At 66.6% G+C, this 17893-nt stretch carries 12 protein-coding genes; 5 read left to right on the forward strand and 7 right to left on the reverse strand.

The annotated features are described in order from the left end of the window. Positions 1-12: 12 nt before the first annotated feature. From BDW16_RS02445 to BDW16_RS02455, 3 genes are all read right to left on the reverse strand, one after another. Positions 13-2139, reverse strand: a complete 2127-nt coding sequence (locus BDW16_RS02445) for a S46 family peptidase (RefSeq protein ID WP_066577254.1) — start codon at positions 2137-2139, stop codon at positions 13-15. A gap of 70 nt (positions 2140-2209) precedes the next feature. Further along, complete coding sequence (locus BDW16_RS02450; RefSeq protein WP_083954269.1) at positions 2210-3460, reverse strand: dipeptidase; 1251 nt, start codon at positions 3458-3460, stop codon at positions 2210-2212. Between the two features lie 13 nt (positions 3461-3473). Further along, on the reverse strand, positions 3474-4829 hold the full coding sequence (locus BDW16_RS02455) for an alkaline phosphatase PhoX (protein ID WP_066577256.1): 1356 nt from the start codon (positions 4827-4829) through the stop codon (positions 3474-3476). 83 nt (positions 4830-4912) lie between these two features. Here BDW16_RS02455 and BDW16_RS02460 point away from each other — a divergent pair, with 83 nt between their 5' ends. The 5 genes from BDW16_RS02460 to BDW16_RS02480 all read left to right on the forward strand — a co-directional run bounded on the left by BDW16_RS02460 (position 4913) and on the right by BDW16_RS02480 (position 10294). Further along, the gene (locus BDW16_RS02460) at positions 4913-5200 is read left to right on the forward strand and encodes a hypothetical protein (RefSeq protein ID WP_066577258.1); all 288 of its coding nucleotides are present in this window, start codon (positions 4913-4915) and stop codon (positions 5198-5200) included. Positions 5201-5220: 20 nt separating this feature from the next. Continuing rightward, a complete protein-coding gene (locus tag BDW16_RS02465; protein ID WP_066577261.1) occupies positions 5221-5877 on the forward strand; it encodes an ABC transporter ATP-binding protein in 657 nt (218 codons plus the stop codon). Beyond that, positions 5877-7160, forward strand: a complete 1284-nt coding sequence (locus BDW16_RS02470; protein WP_066577264.1) for an ABC transporter permease — start codon at positions 5877-5879, stop codon at positions 7158-7160. Before BDW16_RS02465 ends, BDW16_RS02470 begins: the two co-directional genes overlap by 1 nt. Before the next feature lie 9 nt (positions 7161-7169). Beyond that, positions 7170-7664: a DUF3299 domain-containing protein gene (locus BDW16_RS02475; RefSeq protein WP_066577435.1), complete on the forward strand. Its 495-nt coding sequence runs from the start codon at positions 7170-7172 to the stop codon at positions 7662-7664. A gap of 479 nt (positions 7665-8143) precedes the next feature. Then, complete coding sequence (locus tag BDW16_RS02480) at positions 8144-10294, forward strand: TonB-dependent receptor (protein ID WP_066577267.1); 2151 nt, start codon at positions 8144-8146, stop codon at positions 10292-10294. 250 nt (positions 10295-10544) lie between these two features. On the opposite strand, the gene BDW16_RS02485 is transcribed toward BDW16_RS02480, so the two are convergent. The 4 genes from BDW16_RS02485 to BDW16_RS02500 form a co-directional block, all read right to left on the reverse strand. Beyond that, positions 10545-12449: a glycoside hydrolase family 3 protein gene (locus tag BDW16_RS02485; protein ID WP_066577269.1), complete on the reverse strand. Its 1905-nt coding sequence runs from the start codon at positions 12447-12449 to the stop codon at positions 10545-10547. A gap of 127 nt (positions 12450-12576) precedes the next feature. Beyond that, complete coding sequence (locus BDW16_RS02490) at positions 12577-14964, reverse strand: TonB-dependent receptor (RefSeq protein WP_066577271.1); 2388 nt, start codon at positions 14962-14964, stop codon at positions 12577-12579. Positions 14965-15119: 155 nt separating this feature from the next. Next, positions 15120-16046, reverse strand: coding sequence for a formylglycine-generating enzyme family protein (locus tag BDW16_RS02495; protein ID WP_066577437.1), 927 nt, complete (start codon positions 16044-16046; stop codon positions 15120-15122). An 83-nt stretch (positions 16047-16129) separates the two neighbouring features. Next, complete coding sequence (locus BDW16_RS02500) at positions 16130-17893, reverse strand: arylsulfatase (protein ID WP_083954271.1); 1764 nt, start codon at positions 17891-17893, stop codon at positions 16130-16132.

Here is a 17893-nt window from a genome sequence, read left to right on the forward strand (position 1 = left end):
TTCTGAGCCAGGTCAGCGCGCGCCCATCTCGTCAAGCAACCGCGATGCGCCATCAACCTTTTCCATCGTCCACAGCATGTAGCGGCCATCGACATGGATCGAACGGGTGATCGCGGGATCGAACCACCAGTCGGAGATGATCCCTTCGATCGTACCGTCGAACACCAGCCCCGCAAATTCGCCGCGCGCGTTGAGCGTCGCCGAGCCCGAATTGCCGTTGGTGATATCCACGGTCCCGAGGAAATTGACTGGCAGCGTACCGAGCTCGGGCGCGGTATAACGACCATAGTCCTTGGCCCTGATCAGATCGACGGTGCGCTCGGGTGCGTTGAAGGGGTCGCGACCGGTCTGCTTCTCCACAATCCCTTCGGCGGTGGTGAAGGCGGACCATGCCATGCCGTCGCGCTTCTTCGCCGTCACCTTGCCATAGGTGAAGCGGAGCGAACCGTTGGCATCCGGATAGAGCGTCTCGCCTTGCGTCGCCGCATAGGCGATACGTGCATCCATATAGGCCGAGCGCGCGGCCTGGAGATCGCCGGCACGGGCATCGCTTGCCGCCTCGCGTGCTGCGACATCAGGATAGGCGGCGACCGCGAGCCGCACGAACGGATCGGTCGAGCGATCGAATGCGTCGGCCGGCATGTCCAGCAGTGCGAGCCGATCGTTTGTCGTACCGAGCTTGGTGTCCCGATAGAGCGTATCGACTCCGATCTTCTCCAGCGCCGCATCGAACCCGGCATTGCGCGCGGCCGGGGGCAGCTTGCGATATTCGGCGAGTGCCTTTTCGAACAGCGCGCGATCGACTGCCGGATCGAAACGGCGCTCAACTTGTGTCAGCGCCTCCTGCACAGCACGGCGGTCACGATCCTGGAAGCCGCTCTTGCGCTCGGCATCGGGCTTGGCGCGCTCGAGCGCCCAGCGATAGGCGCGCATCGCCGACGCATAGAGCTGCCCGCGATCGAGCAGGGCGCGGCGCAGCCCGTCGATATTCGCCGCATTCGCCTCTTGGGTCAGCCGATCGAGGTCGGCGATCGCGTCACCCCATCGCTGCTGCCGCGCGGGGCCGGCGTTGATCCAGTCGCGGAACGCCCGCTCGTCCGTTTCCTTGCGCTCGATCAGCCGGATCGTTTCGGCGCCTGCGAGCTGGCCAAGGATCTTCTTCTTGTAGTTGTCAGCGCCCTTCAGGATCGAGGCGTAACGGATTGCCAGATCCGGCTTGCCCGTCGTCGTGGCGTTGATCGCATCCGAATAGTCGGACAGCAGCCGCTGCTGCAGCGGATAGAAGCTCTCGAAATAGAAACGCGTCTCGGCCGCGGTGCGATGACGCTCGGTGGTGCCGGGGAACCCAGCGACCATCACGAAATCGCCTTCCTTCAACCCCTGCTTGGCAATCGGCAGCCACGCCTTGGGGCGGAACGGCACATTGTTCTTCGAAAAGGGCGCCGATGATCCGTCGGGTGCGACATAGGCGCGGTAGAAGCCGAAGTCGCCGGTGTGGCGCGGCCATTGCCAATTGTCGATCTCACCGCCGAAATTGCCGATCCCGCCTGCGGGCGCATAGACCAGCCGAACGTCCTGGATCTCGAGCTGCTGCTGGAGGAAATATTGCCGCCCGCCAAAATAGGCGCGCACATCGCAGCGGCGGTTGGCCTGCTTCTCGCACGTCGCGATCAGCGCCTTGCGGTTGGCCTCGAGACGATCATAGCGTGCCGGCCCGGTCAGCTTCGCCGCACCGCGCAGCACCTCCTTCGTCACATCGCGCAGATCCTCGATCACATAGACCCGGCTGCCGGGCGCCGCGGGCAGCTCATCGCCGAGCGAAGCCGCGAGGAACCCGTCGTGCAGATAATTGTGTTGGGGGCTCGAATTATACTGGATCGATCCATAGACGCAGTGGTGGTTGGTCGCGATCAGCCCCTGCGGGCTGACGAACGCCGCCGAGCAGCCGCCGAGCGACACGATAGCGTTGAGCGGAGCGCGGTTGGGGTCGCCGAGCAGCTTCGGATCGAGCTCGAGCCCTGCCGCGCGCATCTTGTCGCCGATCGCCTCGGTCTGGCTCGGCAGCCACATGCCCTCATCGGCGGAGGCGGGAGCTGCGAGCAGAAACAGGAGCGAGAGAAGACGGAAACGCTGAAGCACGGCAATTCCTCGAAGATACAATGTCACATTGCTGGTAACGCGCGATACGAACGAGTGCAAGCGTGGCCGCTCAGCCGGGATCGTTCGCGTCGATCGGGGGCAGGCCCGCCGTGTCGCGCGCCACCGCTTCGACGCGCTCAATCACGCGCAGGATATTGCCCTGCGCGAGCTTGGCGAGGTCGGTGTCGCTCCAGCCGCGCCGGGCGAGCTCGGCGAACAGCAAGGGATAGCTGTCCACACCCTTCATCCCCACCGGTCCGGTCCCGCTGATCCCATCATAGTCGGCGCCGAGCCCGACATGATCGTGGCCGGCGACGCGCGCGATATGCTCGACATGGTCGGCGACGGTGCGCACATCGACGCGCGGCTCGGGATGCTCGCGCTCCCAGGCCACGAGCGCCGGAGTCGAACGCGGCCCCGCTGGGGTTGCCGGCAGGCCGCTCGCCTTGACGAAGGCGGTGCGCGCATTGTCCCACTCGTTCCACGCCGTGGACAGGAAGGCGGGGTAGAAGTTCACCATCACCACCCCGCCATTCTCCGCGATCCCCCGCAGCAGCGTGTCGGGGATATTACGCGGCCTGTCGGCGACCGCGCGCGCCGAAGAATGCGACGCGATCACCGGCGCCTTGGTCGCGGCGAGCACCGCAGCCATCGTCGCGTCGGACACATGGCTGATATCCACGATCATCCCGATGCGGTTCATCTCGGCGACGACCTGCCGTCCGAACGGCGACAGACCGCCCGACCGCGGCATATCGGTCGCGGAATCCGCCCAGCTCAGGCTCTTGCCGTGAGTCAGCGTCATGTAAAGTACGCCAAGCTCGCGAAACTGGCGCAGCACCGACAAACGCCCGCCGAACTGGTGCCCGCCCTCGATCCCCAGCAGCGACGCGATCCGTCCTTCGCTCTTTGCCTTTCGGACATCGGCGGCGGTTTCCGCCATCGTGAAGACCCGCGGATTCGCCGCAACGACGCGTTGCACAATGTCGATCTGGTCCAGCGTCGCCTGGACCGCCTCCGGGCCGGTGACGTCGGCGGGAATGTAGAGCGACCAGAACTGGCCGCCGACATGCCCCTTGCGCAGGCGAGGAATGTCGGTCTGCAGCGGCTTTTCGAGGTTCGCCGTATCGCGGGTGAGATCGACCGCCTCGACCTTGCCCTCATAGGCCTTGCGCAGCTCCCAGGCGAGGTCGTTGTGACCGTCGATCACCGGCGCGACCGACAGCACCCGGTCAACGCGCGCAGCGATGGCGGCATCGGGTGGCGGCGCAGCCTGCGCAGTGGCCAGGAGGAACGGAAGGATTGGGAGCAGTGACGGCATCGCGAGCTTCCTGTCAGAGCCGCCGCCACGGACCGCTGATCGCCAGCGTCGTCGCGGGGCTGTAGAGGTTGACGAACAGCGTCGAACCATCGGGCGAGAAACAGGCGCCGGCAAGCTCGGTCTGCAACCGGCACCGCCCGACCGGATAGAGACGGCCATCCGGCGTCACCCCGCGCAGATGATTGTCGACCACATCCGTATACTGGTCCTCGCACACGATCAGATGGCCATTCGGTCCGACCGTCAGATTGTCGCCGAAGTTGAACATTGCCGGGTCGGTCGATTCGACGAACAGCTGTAGCATCCCGGGCGCGTCCACTTCGCCAGGTTGGCCTTCGCGCGGTGAAGGCCGGTAGCGCATCACCTGCCCCAGCCCCGCCGCGCCACCCGAGGTGCAGCAGAAATAGCCTTCGCCAATTCCCCAGTGGATACCCTCGCCGCGCGCGAACCGTGCCGCGCCGGCCTTGTACCCGCGCAGACGCAGATCGTCGTCCGGCGCTTCCACGCCATCAAGGTCGATCCAGCACGCCGCCTTCCATGCGCCCGGGGTGACGTCGCTGCCCAGCTTGTTCGAGGTGTCGCCGCGTTCGGGTCGATCGCGCAGCCCCAGCGCCTGCAACCGGCCGCCGCGCGCCAGCTGCCCACGATGATCGGGCAGGAAGCGGTAGAGCAGCCCGTCCTCGCGATCCTCGGTCAAATAGACGATGCCGGTGCGCGGATCGACCGCCGCAGCTTCGTGATTGAAGCGGCCCATCGCCTTGAGCGGCACCGGATCGACCAGTCCGCGATGCCGCGCTGGCACCTCGAACACCCAGCCATGATCGCGCGCCACGCCCGCCCCGGCCCGGGTCACATCCTCCTCGCAGCTCAGCCAGCTGCCCCAGGGCGTGGTACCGCCTGCGCAGTTGCGGATCGTGCCGGCAAGGCTGAGATACTGGCGCTCGACCTTGCCGCTCGCGAGATCATAGACGATCGTGCTCGTGCCGCCAGGCAAGGGCCGACCGGCGGTATCGCGATCATAGGCGGGCGCACGCGCAGCGTCAGTGCGCGCGAATGGCCCGTCGCCATGATGCCGGGCCTGCAACTCGTGATTGCGGACCAGCGCGACCCGGCGGCGACCGAGCGGTATGCAGCCCATACCGTCCGCGCGGTCGCCAACGGTGAACCCGTCGTCCATCCGGTCACCGAAGCGGGAGATGACCTTGTAGTGGAAGCCATCGGGCAAATCGAGCAGACCGGCTGGATCGGCACGCAGCGGTCCGTAGCCGGGTGCAGTCGCCGCAGCGTCGGCTGGCACGCGCGCCAGCGCAGCGAAAGCGGCGCCGGCGAGTCCGGCGGTGAAGGTCCGGCGATCGATTGTGGAGAACACGTCGTCACACTCCCGAGGGGTTTCGCTTGCATCCCGCGTCGAGTGAGGGATATGATGTACCATATCTCGCTGGAGACCAGCCCATGCGCAAGTTCATTCTGCTCGCCGGAACCGCTCTCACGCTTTCAGCCGCGCCGGCTTCGGCCTGCGATCTGGAGCTGATGGGCGGACCACAACGCTTCAACGCCTTTGCCGCCTACGCCAGCCACGGATCGCCCGCGGTGACGATCGAGGTGGCGCAGCCCCAGGCAGACTCGCCTAACGCGTCGGAACCCGAACCGGAAGCAGCGTCCAGACAGGCCGAGGTACCTGCAGAGAGCGAGTCAAGCGATGCGCCAAGCGGGCCGGCATCGTACATGACCCTGCCGTAAGACGAACGCGCGACCTCTAGATGCCCCGAGTATTGGAAATCAGTAGCCTGACCTTTCGCTATGGCGGACAGGCGGTGGTGGATGGCTTCGACCTCGTCCAGGAGCCGGGCGACCATCGCGTGCTGCTCGGGCCATCGGGGTCGGGCAAGACCACGCTGATCAACCTGATCGCCGGGCTGCTGACGCCGCAGAGCGGCCGCATCATGATCGATGGCGAGTCGATCGGCGACCTGCCCGCAGCGAAGCGCGACGATCTGCGCCGGCGCAAGATCGGCGTGGTGTTCCAGACGCTGCGGCTGGTCGCCGCACTCGACGTAACCGCCAACCTCATGCTCGCTCAGCGCCTCGCTGGGCAGCGGCCCGATCGAGGTGAAATCCAGGCATTGCTCGCCGCACTGGACCTGACGCACCGCGCGCACGCCCGGCCGCGCGAGCTTAGCCAGGGTGAGGCGCAGCGCGCGGCGATCGCGCGCGGTCTGGTGGCCCACCCCAAGCTGCTCATTGCCGATGAACCAACCTCCGCGCTCGACGACTGCAATGCCGAACGCGTCGCGCAGCTGCTGATCGAAACCGCCAACACCCATGGCTCGACCCTGCTGGTCGCCACGCATGACGCGCGGATCAAGGCGTTCATCCCTGACGCGGTGACGCTGGCCCCGGTGCGCGAGGCCGACTGATGTTCAGCCTTGCCCTCGCCTATATGCGCGATCGCGCGCTCACCACCTTGCTCAATGTCGTGCTGCTTGGCCTCGCAGTCGCGACGCTCGCGATCCTGCTCCTGTTCTCGACCCAGCTCACCGACCGGCTCGAGCGCGACGCGCAGGGCATCGACCTGGTGGTCGGAGCCAAGGGCTCACCGCTGCAGCTGATCCTGTCCAGCATCTATCAGCTCGATACTCCGACCGGCAATATTCCGCTGGACAGTGTTGCACTGCTCCGCCGCGATCCCTCGATCGCGCGCGTGATCCCGCTGGCGATGGGCGACAGCTTCCGCGGCTATCGCATCGTCGGTACCGAACCCGGCTATCTCGACCTTTATGGCGCGAAGCTCGCGCAGGGGCGCGTCTTCGCCAAGTCGGGCGACGCGGTGCTCGGCGCGACCGCCGCGCGCGAGCTTGGCGCCGGGGTCGGCCAGCGCTTTGTCGGCAGCCACGGGTTCGGCTCGGGCGAAGGCGTCACCGGCCATGACGAGCATCCCTTCACCACCGTCGGCATCCTCGCGCCGACCGGCACCGTGGTCGATCGGCTGATCCTCACACCGGTCGAGAGCGTCTGGGATGTGCATGGCATCGGTCACGAGCACCATGAGGGCGAGGCAAAAGAGGGCGAGGCGCATGAGCACGAGCATGACGGCCATGAGAAGGCCCATGAGCATGAGGAACCCGCGCTGATCGGCGCGGCCGGAACGCTCGAGCCCGAGGTCACCGCCCTGCTCGTCAGCTACCGCTCAGCCCTGGCTGCGGTTCGCGTGCCAAGCTTCGTCAACCGCCAGACCAATATGCAGGCTGCCGTTCCTGCGCAGGAGACCGCGCGGCTGCTCACCCTTTTCGGCGCCGGCATCGAGGGCGCGCGGATCTTCGCCTGGCTGCTTGCAGCGACCGGGGGTCTCGCGATCTTCGTCGCCTTGCTCAATGCTGCCCGCGCGCGCGAAGGCGATCTGGCGTTGTTGCGCGTCATGGGCGCGACGCGAGCGTCAGTGTTCGGAACGATCCTGCTTGAGGGGCTGCTGACCGCCGCAGCCGGCGCGCTGCTCGGACTGGCGGCCGCGCATCTCGCGCTGGCCGTCGCGCGCGCGCTGTTCGATCCGCTTGCGGAAATCGGCCTCGATCCCTGGCGGGTCCATCCGGGTGAACTGGCGATCGTCGCCGGAGTACTGACAATCGGCCTCGTCGCCGCGCTGGTCCCCGCGCTCCGCGTGTTCCGCGTCGATCTCGCCCGCACGCTCGCGCGGGCCCAATAGGATATGCAGATGATGAAGGCTCCGATCGTTGCGGCGCTGGTCCTCTCGCTTCTGAGCGTGCCTGCCGCCGCGCAGCTCATCGGCGGCGGTCCAAAGCAGGACGTCAAGGACATCTGGAAGCCCGCCGCGACGCCGCAGGGCGGCACCTCATGGAGGTTGCTGGAGAGCACCAAGGAGACGCAGCGCGTCGCCAGCGGCGTGATCTACTCCAAGCCGGTCTTCCCGCCAGGCGTGAAGGCGCTCAACGGCAAGCAGATCAAGGTGGCAGGCTGGATGATGCCGCTCGACAAGGCGGCGCGCCAGAAACGGTTCGTGCTGCTTGCCTATCCGCCGGGCTGCCCGTTCCATTTCCACGCCATGCCCAACCAGTTCATCGAGGTACTGGCGCCGGCCGGCGTGCCGCTCAACGAGCGTGACCCGATGGTGATTGCAGGCACGCTCCAGCTCACCGGCCAGGACGAGAGCGGCATCTTCTACCGCCTGGTCAACGCGAAGAAGCTTTGAGCGGTTCGGGCAGCAGGCCGATACGGCGAGGCCCTGGAATGGGCGCGCGACAGGCGGGCCCATATTCGCTCATCCTTTGGGTAGCCGCGCTGGCGCTCGTGTGGCTGAGTCTTGCTGCGCCGCCGCCCTTTCATGATGCGCATGCGGGCAAGGCCGGATCACTATCGCCAATCACATCGGCCGCCTCGCTTCCCACTGATCCATCACCTGCGGACCCGTCCTCTGGCTGCCCCCTCTGCCGCGAGGCGGAAGATACGGGGCCCCTTCTGCTGCCGGCCCCGATCTCCTTCAACCACGCGCCACTTGTTTCGTTCGACGTCTATCTACCGCACCGGCTGCGGGTCCGGTTCTCGACGCAGCCGCGCCCCTGGCAGAGCCGCGCGCCGCCACTCGACCTCCACGCCTGAGCCGGAGCCCAGAAGATCGCGTCGGCCACGCGATCGCGCTCCGCACGACACAAGGTTCCTGGAGTTCATATCATGCGTTACATCTACCTGCTCGGCGCAGCGACGCTTGCGCTCACCCCGTCCGCCTTCGCGCAGACCGCGAGCGCGCCCTCCCCCGCCAAATCTGCACAAACCGCCGACGAGGAAATCGTCATCACCGCCCCTTTCCGGCAAGCGGAGGACGATCTGCTGCAAGGCACTTCGGTGGTGACCGGCGAAGCGCTGCAGCGCGACCTGCGCCCGACGATCGGCGAGACGCTGGCACGCCAGCCGGGCGTGTCCGCGACCTCCTTCGGCCCGAGCGCGTCACGTCCGATCCTGCGCGGCTTTCAGGGAGAGCGCATCCGCGTGCTGACCGACGGCATCGGCGCGATCGACGTGTCGAACACATCGGTCGATCACGCCGTCGTCATCGATCCGCTGCTGGCCGAACGCGTCGAGGTGCTGCGCGGTCCCTCGGCGTTGCTGTTCGGCTCGTCGGCGATCGGCGGCGTCGTCAACGTGATCGACACCCGCATTCCGCGCAGCGTGCCCGAGAAGGGCTACCGGGTGAACGCGATCGGCACCTATGGCTCCGCCGCGAACGAGCGCTCGATCGGCGGTGCGGCCGATGTCGCGCTCGGCGGCAAGCTCGTGCTGCATGCCGATGGATCCTACACCAAGACCGACGACCTCGAGATTCCCGGCCATGTCCTGTCCGGTCCCGCCCGCGCACAGGCGCTGGCAACCGCCGCGCAGCCTCAGCCCGCGCCGGATCCCGACGCGGAGGAGCCGATCGACTTCGCCGCCAACGCGGCGCTGCGCGGCCGGCTGCCCAATTCGGCGAGCGAGACCTGGACCGCCGGCGTCGGCGCGTCGATCATCACCGACACCGGCAGCCTCGGCGTGTCGTACAGCCACTATGACAGCCTCTATGGAGTTCCCGTGCGCTATGCGACGGAACTGGGCCAGGAGCAGGAAGCCCCCCGGCTCGATATCGCGCAGGACCGCTTCGACCTGCGCGGCGAAGTGGAAACCGGCGGCGGCTTCCTCGAGCGCATTCGCGCACGCGCGGGCTATGCCAGCTATCGCCACTTCGAACTCGAGGACACCGGAGAGATCGCGACGCGCTTCTACAACAAGGGGCTGGAGGGCCGGCTCGAGCTGGTGCAGGCCGAGCATGACGGCTGGCGTGGCGTGTCGGGCGTGCAGTATTTCAATCGCCGCTTCGACGTGCAAGGCGAGGAAGCGTTCCTGCCGAAGAACCGGACGGGGCAGTTCGGCGTCTTCACGCTCCAGCAGATCGACCTCGGCCAGTTCCGTGCCGAAGGCGGACCGCGCTACGAACGCACCCAGCTGACCGCCGATACCCTGGCCGACGATCTACGCTTCTTCTCGGGTAAGCGCAGTTTCGACGCGGTGTCGGGCTCGGTCGGCGCTTCGCTCGGCGTTGCGCCGGGGGTTCGCATCGGCCTCAACCTCTCGCGTACCGAGCGGGCGCCCTCTGGCGAGGAGCTCTTCGCCAATGGCGCGCACGCCGGAACGCAGGCCTATGAACTCGGCAACCCCGATTTCCAGCTCGAAAAGTCGTGGGGCATCGAAGCCACGGTCCACGCCAATGGCGACGGCTTCCACTTCGACGCCTCGGCCTATTACAATTGGTTCTCCAACTATATCTTCGAGAGCCAGGTCGCCCAGAGCGTCTGCCAGGCGGCCGCGGATCCCAGCGGCCGGGAAGTCGAGTTCCCCTGCTTCCAGTTCCAGCAGGCCGATGCCCGCTACTACGGGTTAGAGGCGGACGCGTCGGTGCGGCTGGCCCGTATCGGCGGCTATGCCGTGAACCTCGACCTGCTCGGCGACTATGTTCACGCCAATGTCGTCGATCGGGGGCCGGTGCCGCGCATTCCGCCGCTTCGCCTGCTGGGCGGGCTCGAGCTGCAGTCCGACAGGCTCACCGCGCGCGCGGAGGTCGAGCATGTGTTCGAACAGGACCGCATCGCCGCGTTCGAAACACCGACCAGCGACTATACGCTGGTCAACGCATCGATCGCGTTCAGGCCGTGGGGCAAGGACAGCAAGACGAGCATCCTGCTCAGCGCCAACAACATCTTCGATGTCGAGGCGCGCCGTCACACGAGCTTCCTCAAGGACTTCGCGCCGCTCGCCGGGCGCGATTTCCGCGCGAGCCTGCGCATCGGCTTCTAGGAAATGGGGTCGGGAGCGCCGGTTCGCGCCGGCGCCCCGATCAACCGCCCTCCTCTGGTCCCGATCGCGGCAATGATCCGGGAACGCGCTGCCGAAGCGCCCGGTTGGCACGAGGCCAATCGTGCGATTGTTGTACAGTCACGATGGCCCGTGGAATATCCGCTCGATGCCACTGGTCACATCGGACGATCGAAGGGGCCGAGGTTCGAGCTCCGGCGCCTCATCAGACTTTCCACAGACCCGGCACGACCTATAGTTGCAGCCCCTCGCCTCGACGGAATTGGGCGCAACAATCATCGCCGCCTCGATGCTTACCCACATCTTCCATGGATCGGGGCAAGTCGAACGGCAGCTTGCCGCGGGGTTTGGCAACGCCTTGCACGACGTCGAGCAATGCAGCGTCACTCGCGCCGAATGTAACCAGCAGGGCTCGGCTATGCGGGAGCAGCGCGGTCAGGATCGCCGGCCGGTCCATTTCGACCGCGACGATCACCGGGACATGACGTGCCGCGGCGGCGATCGTCTTCGTGTCCGCGTCGTCGGGCCGGAAATCCAGCCGGCCCTCATGCTGGCGGGATCCGAAGAAATGATGCGGATGCAGCGTCTCGAACGGCGTCGCCGTCCGCACCAGCGCGGCGTCGGCCTCTTCCGGTTTGCCCACGACCTGGAACCCGGCCGCGCGTGCCGCATCGGCATCCACGCCGTGGAGCCAGAGCCTGGCGCCGCGGCGAAGCGGCAGCAGCGCGCCCTGATTTCGCAGCAGCACTTGCCCTGCACGCTGGGCAGCATCCGCCTGCGCACGCACGCCGGGATCGCCGAGCACCGCCTCGGCCCTTGCGGGATCGACGAACGGATTCTCGAACAGGCCGAGTTCGAACTTGAGCCGCAGGATGCGCCGCACCGATGCGTCGATCCGGGCCGCATCGACCTTCCCCTCGCGCATCACGGCCAGGATCGGTGCTGGATCATCGACTCCGCCGAACTGGTCGAGACCGGCCTCGAGTCCCTTGGCGAAGCGTTCCGTCACGCTCAGATGTTCGACGCCCCACGGCATTCCGATCGAGCCCGGAAGCTGCGGATTGCTCGCGTCGGGAGCGGTGCAGGCCGCATCGCAATCGCGCGTGATCGCCCAGTCGGAGATGATCAGGCCGCCATATCCCTTTTCGCGCCGCAATAGGTCGTTCAGCAGCTGCTTGCTGAAGCCCGCCCCGACCGGCTCGAGTGCCGCGCCCTTCAGCCTGGGTCCGCGCACGATGACATAGGTCGGCATCACCCCCGCGGATCGGACTGCAAAGGCCCCGTCGAACGCCGCAACATGCTTCTCGAACTCGGCATCCGTCATGCTGACGGCACGGCCATAGAAATTGTGACCGTCATGACCTTCGGGCGCCGCGCCATAGCCGACCCAGTGCTTGACCACGGTCGCGACGCCATCGCGCGTGACGCCGGACGGCCCGCCCTGGAACCCCTCGACATAGGCACCGGCGAGCCGCGAGACGGTCGCCGGATCCGATCCGAAGGTCGCGGTGATGCGCGGCCAGCGCGGCTCCGATCCGATATCGGCTTGGGGCGACAGCGCCATATGGATACCCACCGCGCGATATTCGCGCCGCGCCGCCTCGCCGAACCGGCGCACCAGCGCCGGATCGCCGATCGCCGCGAACGCCAGCGTCTCGGGCCATTGCGAGAAGCCGCCGCCATGGGTGCTCGCCCCAGCCGTCGCATGGAAATGATGGCGCGGGTCGGTGCTGATCGTCGCCGGAATGCCAAGGCGCGTCGCCTCGGCGAGCTTTTGCACCGCATTGTTCTGTTCGGCGAACTGCGCCGGCGGCATGACCAGCCGGGTGATGAAGCTGGAGACATGCTGGTCGGCGATCATCGCCCTCGCCTTGTCAAGGTCGTAGCCGCTCGTCGAAGCCCCGATCGCCGATCCGTGCCCGGGCAGCGTGCCGTGCAGCAGTTGCCCGGCCTTCTCCTCCGGCGTCATCCGCGCGAGCAGGTCGTCCACCCGCGCATCGACGGGCAGCGCGGGATTCTCATACGGGTCCATCACCCCGTTGCGATTGAGATCGCGATAGGCCGCCAGTTCCGGGGGCGCAGCGCCCGACAGGGCCAGCATCAGGCCTGCTACTGCACCTCTCGTCAGCTTCGTCATCCGCTTCGTCTTCCTTCTCGCCGAACGGGCAGCGGCGTGCCGCGCTTAAAAAGGCGGCGCTCCGTTGCGGGAGCGCCGTCAGGAAAAGGCAGTCAATGCTGGAGGATAGTTGACTGCGGTGGAGGGGTCAGAACTTCACGCCAAAGGTCGCGCCGAAGTATCGGCTCGAGTCCTTGTTGTAGGTTCCGACGAGATCGTACGGGTTGGCGGCGGTCGCCAGCAGCGAGTTGTGACCGATGCTCGTCAGATAATTCTCGTCGAACAGGTTCTTGACGAACAGGGTCAGGCTGTAGCGGTCGTCGATCGTCTTGATGCCGATGCTGGCATCGACCAGCACATAGGCGGGCTGCCAGAGCAGCGGATCCTGCTCCACCGCGAACTGCTGCGCGCTCGTATAGTTGATCGAGAACTGGCCGAAGGCGCCCAGGCTGGAGCTGATGTCCGTCTCGTAGCGCGGCGAAACGCTGACGCGCCATTCGGGGCTGGCGGCGAGCGGCTTGCCGCGCAGGTTCTGCTGCGGCGTTGCGCCGGCTGCAGTGCGATAGCAGACGTTGATCGGCGTCCCGGTCATCACCGGCGCGGCTGCCTGCAGCTGAAGCGGGCAGTTCAGGCCGTCGATGTCGATCGTCGATTTGGCATAGGTCACCGCGGCGTTCACGGTGAAGCCGTCGGTCGGGCGCATTGTCGCCTCGATTTCGAAGCCCTTCGTCTGCGACTTGCCGGCATTGGTCGAGACGAACTGCACGACGCCCGTCACCGGATCCGAGCGGTTCGCCTGGACCTGAAGGTTGGTGTAATCGGCCAGGAAGGCGGCAGCGGAAATGCTGAACGAACCATCCGAGGTGCGGCCCTTGAAGCCAAGCTCGTAGGCGTTCACCCATTCGGGCTCGAGCGCCTTCTGGTTGGCGAGATCGGCCGAGATTTCCATCTCGTAGCCCAGGCCCTTGTAGCCGCGCGTATAGGTCGCATAGGCCTGTGCGTTGCGGTTGAACTCATATTGCAGGCCCGCCTTGCCGGTCACCGCGGTGTCGCTGGCGCGGAACTGGCCGCTGACCGGAGGATTGGCCGGGAAGATCACGTCCCCGGTCTGGATCGGGGCAATGCGGAAGCCGCGGTTGAAGCCCTTCTCATGCTGGACGCGGAGACCGCCGATCACCTTGAGGCCACCGGCGATATTGTAGTCGAACTGGCCGAAAGCGGCGATGCTGTCCTGCGACAGACGGATCTCGCTCGCCGACGACTGGTAGATGATGTTGGCGGCGGCACAGGGCTGGCCGATCACGCCTGCGGTGCAGCGCGCGCGGCGGCGGTCGAACGGCCGCTCGATATAGCTGTGCATGTAGAACACGCCGGCGACATAGTTGAATGCGTTGCTGCCGTTGTTCGCGATGCGCAGTTCCTGGCTCAGCCCCTGGATGTCGGCGACGCCGTGGTTCTGGTTCCACCAGGAATAGGCCGCTCCCGCTCCGGCGAACACCGGCACCGGCGCGTTGATCCGGTCGATCGGCTGGTTGACGTCCAGATGGTATTTCTGGAACGCGGTGATCGAGGTGATGGTCGCCGCGCCCAGATCCCAGTCGGCCTGAAGCGAATAGGTCTGCTGGCTGGTGTTGGCGTAGGTGTCGCTGTCCTCGTTGATCGTACGGTTGCTGCGCGACGCCTGGATCGGGCCGACAAGGCTCTGGAGCACCGGATTGACGATGCTGACCATCGTCGATCCGCAGCATACCGCATCCGTCTTGCGGTATTCGGCGCTCAGCAGGAAGTTGAGCGTCTCGGTCGCGTCCCATTCGAGCTTGCCGCGCACGCCCCAGCCGCTCGATCCGTTGACCCAGCGATTGGTCCCGATGTTGCGGGTGATGCCGCGCACGTCATTGTAGTAGCCGGTGACGCGCGCTCGCAGCGTGCTCGACAACGGGCCCGAGACGGTGCCGCGTGCGCGGTACTCGCCATGCTCGGCGATCGTGAAGTCGCCGCTGGCGGTGAGGTCGCGCGCGGGCCGCGCGGTGGTCACGCTGATCACGCCGGCCGATGCGTTCTTGCCGAACAGCGTCCCCTGCGGTCCGCGCAGGATCTCGACCCGCTCGATATCGGCAAGGTCGGAGAAACCCTGCGCCTGACGCACGGCGACGACGCCGTCGACCACGGTGGAGACCGAGGATTCGGTTCCCTGGCCAAACAGCGAAGTACCGATCCCGCGGATGCGGAAGCTGGTGTTGGTCGGGTTGGCGCCCTGCTGGAAGCTCAATGACGGCACCGCCTGGACCAGCGAGTTCGTATCCGAAATCTGACGGTCGGCAAGCGCGTCGCCGGTAACCGCGGTCACCGCCAGCGGCACGTCGAGCAGGCGCTCGGCGCGCTTCTGCGCGGTCACGATGATCTCGCCGGTATCCTCGGGAGCAGGCGCCTCGGCCTGCGGCTCCGCAGGGCCCTCCTGCGCATGTGCAGGCACCGCCAGCGAGACAGCGAGCGCAAAGGCGGACGCAACGACATGGAACTGGACTGAACGATTCATACAACCTCCCCAAAATTATAGCTTTTGTGTGGCTCTGCCGGCCCTGGACGGAAGGCGAATCACTGCCCTGTCGTCCGCTTGTTTAACGCTAAACTGATCGGTGACGGGAACGTTGTCAAGCGGCAATGGACATGGCGATGTTCCCTGGGTTCCGGTTAGCCGCGAACGACGCAGCGAAAGCCGATATGCGTGGTGGTCGAATCCACCGGCTGCGGGTGGCGGGCAGCAGGCCGGTAGCGCTGGCAGTAATTCTCAGCGCACAGATGCGATCCGCCCTTCAGCACCTTGCGCGGGATGCGTATCCGGGGCGTGAAGGGGTCGTAGCTGTCACGCTCGCGCCCGCCGCGCGGATTGGGAATGGCGCAACAGGCCCCGGCCTGTTTCTTGACCGGCTTGCGGTCCGCCGCGCCCGGCACCGCGAACCAGTCCGACGTCCACTCCCAGACATTCCCGATCATGTCGTACAGGCCATAGCCGTTCGACGGATAGTGCCGTACAGGCGAGGTCCGCTCATACCCGTCGAGCAGCGTGTTGGCGTAGGGGAAGCGCCCCTGCCAGTAATTCGCCAGCATCGCGCCGCCGGGCGCGAGCTCGTCCCCCCAGGCATAGTCGCTGTCGGCGCCGCCGCGCGCGGCGAACTCCCATTCCGCCTCGGTCGGAAGCGACTTGCGCGCCCAGCGCGCATAGGCCTCCGCGTCCGCATAGGCGACATGGACCACCGGGTGATCGTCCAGCCCCTCGATCGAACTGTCCGGCCCCAGCGGGTGCCGCCAGTCCGCACCGGCCCGAAGCGTCCACCATTGCGAGAAATCATCCATGTCGACCGGGCCGGCGGTCTTTTCGAACACCATTGAACCGGCCAGCGCCAGCGCCGGATCCAGCCCGGGATAATCGGCCGGATCCGGCGCAATCTCGGCGAAGGTGAGGTGCCCGGTCGCATCCACGAAGCGGGCGAATTGCGCATTGGTCACCGGCGTCTCGTCGATCCAGAACGGATCGACCCGCACCGTGCGGACGGGCGCTTCCTCCGGATAGAAGCGCGCCGAGCCCATGCGGAAACGGCCGCCCTCGATATAGCGCATGCCGGCGAAATCGCGATCGTTGGCGGGTTCAGAACTCACGGTGTCGTTCATGGAACTTCTCATAGCCGCATCGGTCGCCGGCGTCAGTTTCCTGTCGCCGGCGGCACTGCCTGCCGGTCCGGGCTGTCGTCGAAACGCTCGCGCGACCGGAACCGTGCCGGCATCTCGGCGAGCGGCGGATTGCTGTGCTTGCGCGCCTCGCTCCACCACAGCTTCTTCAGTTCCTCGACCTTGGCGGGGTGGCGATCGGCGATGTCGTTCGCCTCGGCGAAGTCCGCCTCCGTGTCGAACAGCTGCCAGCGATCCTTGGCGAAGTCGATGCCCGGCTGATGGATCGCCACCGCCCGCCACTTTCCCTGCGTGATCGCGCGATTGCCGCGCAGCTCGAAATACTGGACGGTGCGCGCGCTCGGCGCCGCGGCGGAACGCAGCGTCGCAAGGATCGACTTGCCGGCAACCGGAATCTCCGCAACGCCGTTCAGGCTACGGGGGAAGCGCGTGCCCGCGGCCTGCGCGAGCGTCGGGGCGAGGTCGACGGTATCGACATATTGACGCCGGATCGCGCCGGAATCGCGAATGGTCCGCGGCCAGCTCACGATCAGCGGCGTGCGTACCCCGCCCAGATACGGCCAGACCTTGTAGCGCCGGAACGGGGTGACGCTCGTCATCGCCCAGGGGCGCGGATATTCCGCATTCGTCTTGTCGGTCCCGAGCTCGTCGAGCCGCGCCAGCATCTGCTCCGGCGTCAGCGTATTGGGGCGATAGAGCTTCTCGAAAAAGCCTTTCTGCCCCGCCTCGGACGCGCCGCCATTGTCGGACAGGAGCACGATCAGCGTGTTGTCATACTGGCCCGTCGCCTTGAGATGCGCGACCAGCCGCCCGATCTGCTCGTCGGTATGGGTGAGGAAGCCGGCATAGGTCGCCATGAACCGCGCGAACACCGTCTTCTCCGTGTCGGTGAGGTCCTCCCACCGCCGGTCCGATGGGCTTCGCGGCGCCAGCACCGTATTCGGCGGGACGATGCCGATCTGCTTCATCTGCGCGAGCCGCTCATCGCGCATCGCGTCCCAGCCCTTTTCATACACGCCGCGATAGGCGTCGATGTAACGACGCGGCACCTGGATCGGCGAATGGCCGGCACCATAAGCGAGATAGACGAATCTGGGCTTCGCTCCCCTGCCCTGCTCCGGCGTCATCGCGGCGATCGCGCGGTCGGTGATATCGACCGAGAAGTGATAGCCCGTTGTCGTCGGCGTCGGGATCGTCCGGTTGCCCTCGATCAGCGCAGGCCGGTACTGATCGGTCCAGCCGAGGAAAAACCCATAGAAGCTGTCGAAGCCGCGCTGCAGCGGCCATGAGCCGTTGCGGCCGGGCGAGCCATCCTCGTCCTCCGGCGCCAGATGCCATTTGCCGAGACCATAGGTCCGGTAACCCGCCCGCTGGAGAACCTGCGCGATGGTCTGAGCGTTCTGCGGCAGCTCGCCACGGTCGCGGGTCAGATCGGCGGGATCGACCTTTGCCGCGGGCAGATCGGCCATCCGCACCGTCTGCGGATTGCGCCCGGTGAGCAGCGCAGCACGGGTCGGCGAGCAGACCGACTTGCTGTCGAAGCGGTTGTAGCGCAGTCCGTCGCGGGCAAGCTGATCGATCGCGGGCGTGCGGATCTCCCCGCCGAACGCGCCCAGGTCCGAAAAGCCGACATCGTCAAGCACGATCACCACGATGTTCGGCCGCGTGTCCTGCCGCTGGCGGGCGTCGGCGGCGGCGAGCGGCGTCAGTGCCGTGGCGGCAAACGCGATGAGTGTCAGGCAAGTACGGCGGCGGCCGTGGCCGGAAGATGTCATCAT

Origin of the sequence: Sphingomonas koreensis, from assembly GCF_002797435.1 — a bacterium.
Classification (GTDB): domain Bacteria; phylum Pseudomonadota; class Alphaproteobacteria; order Sphingomonadales; family Sphingomonadaceae; genus Sphingomonas; species Sphingomonas koreensis.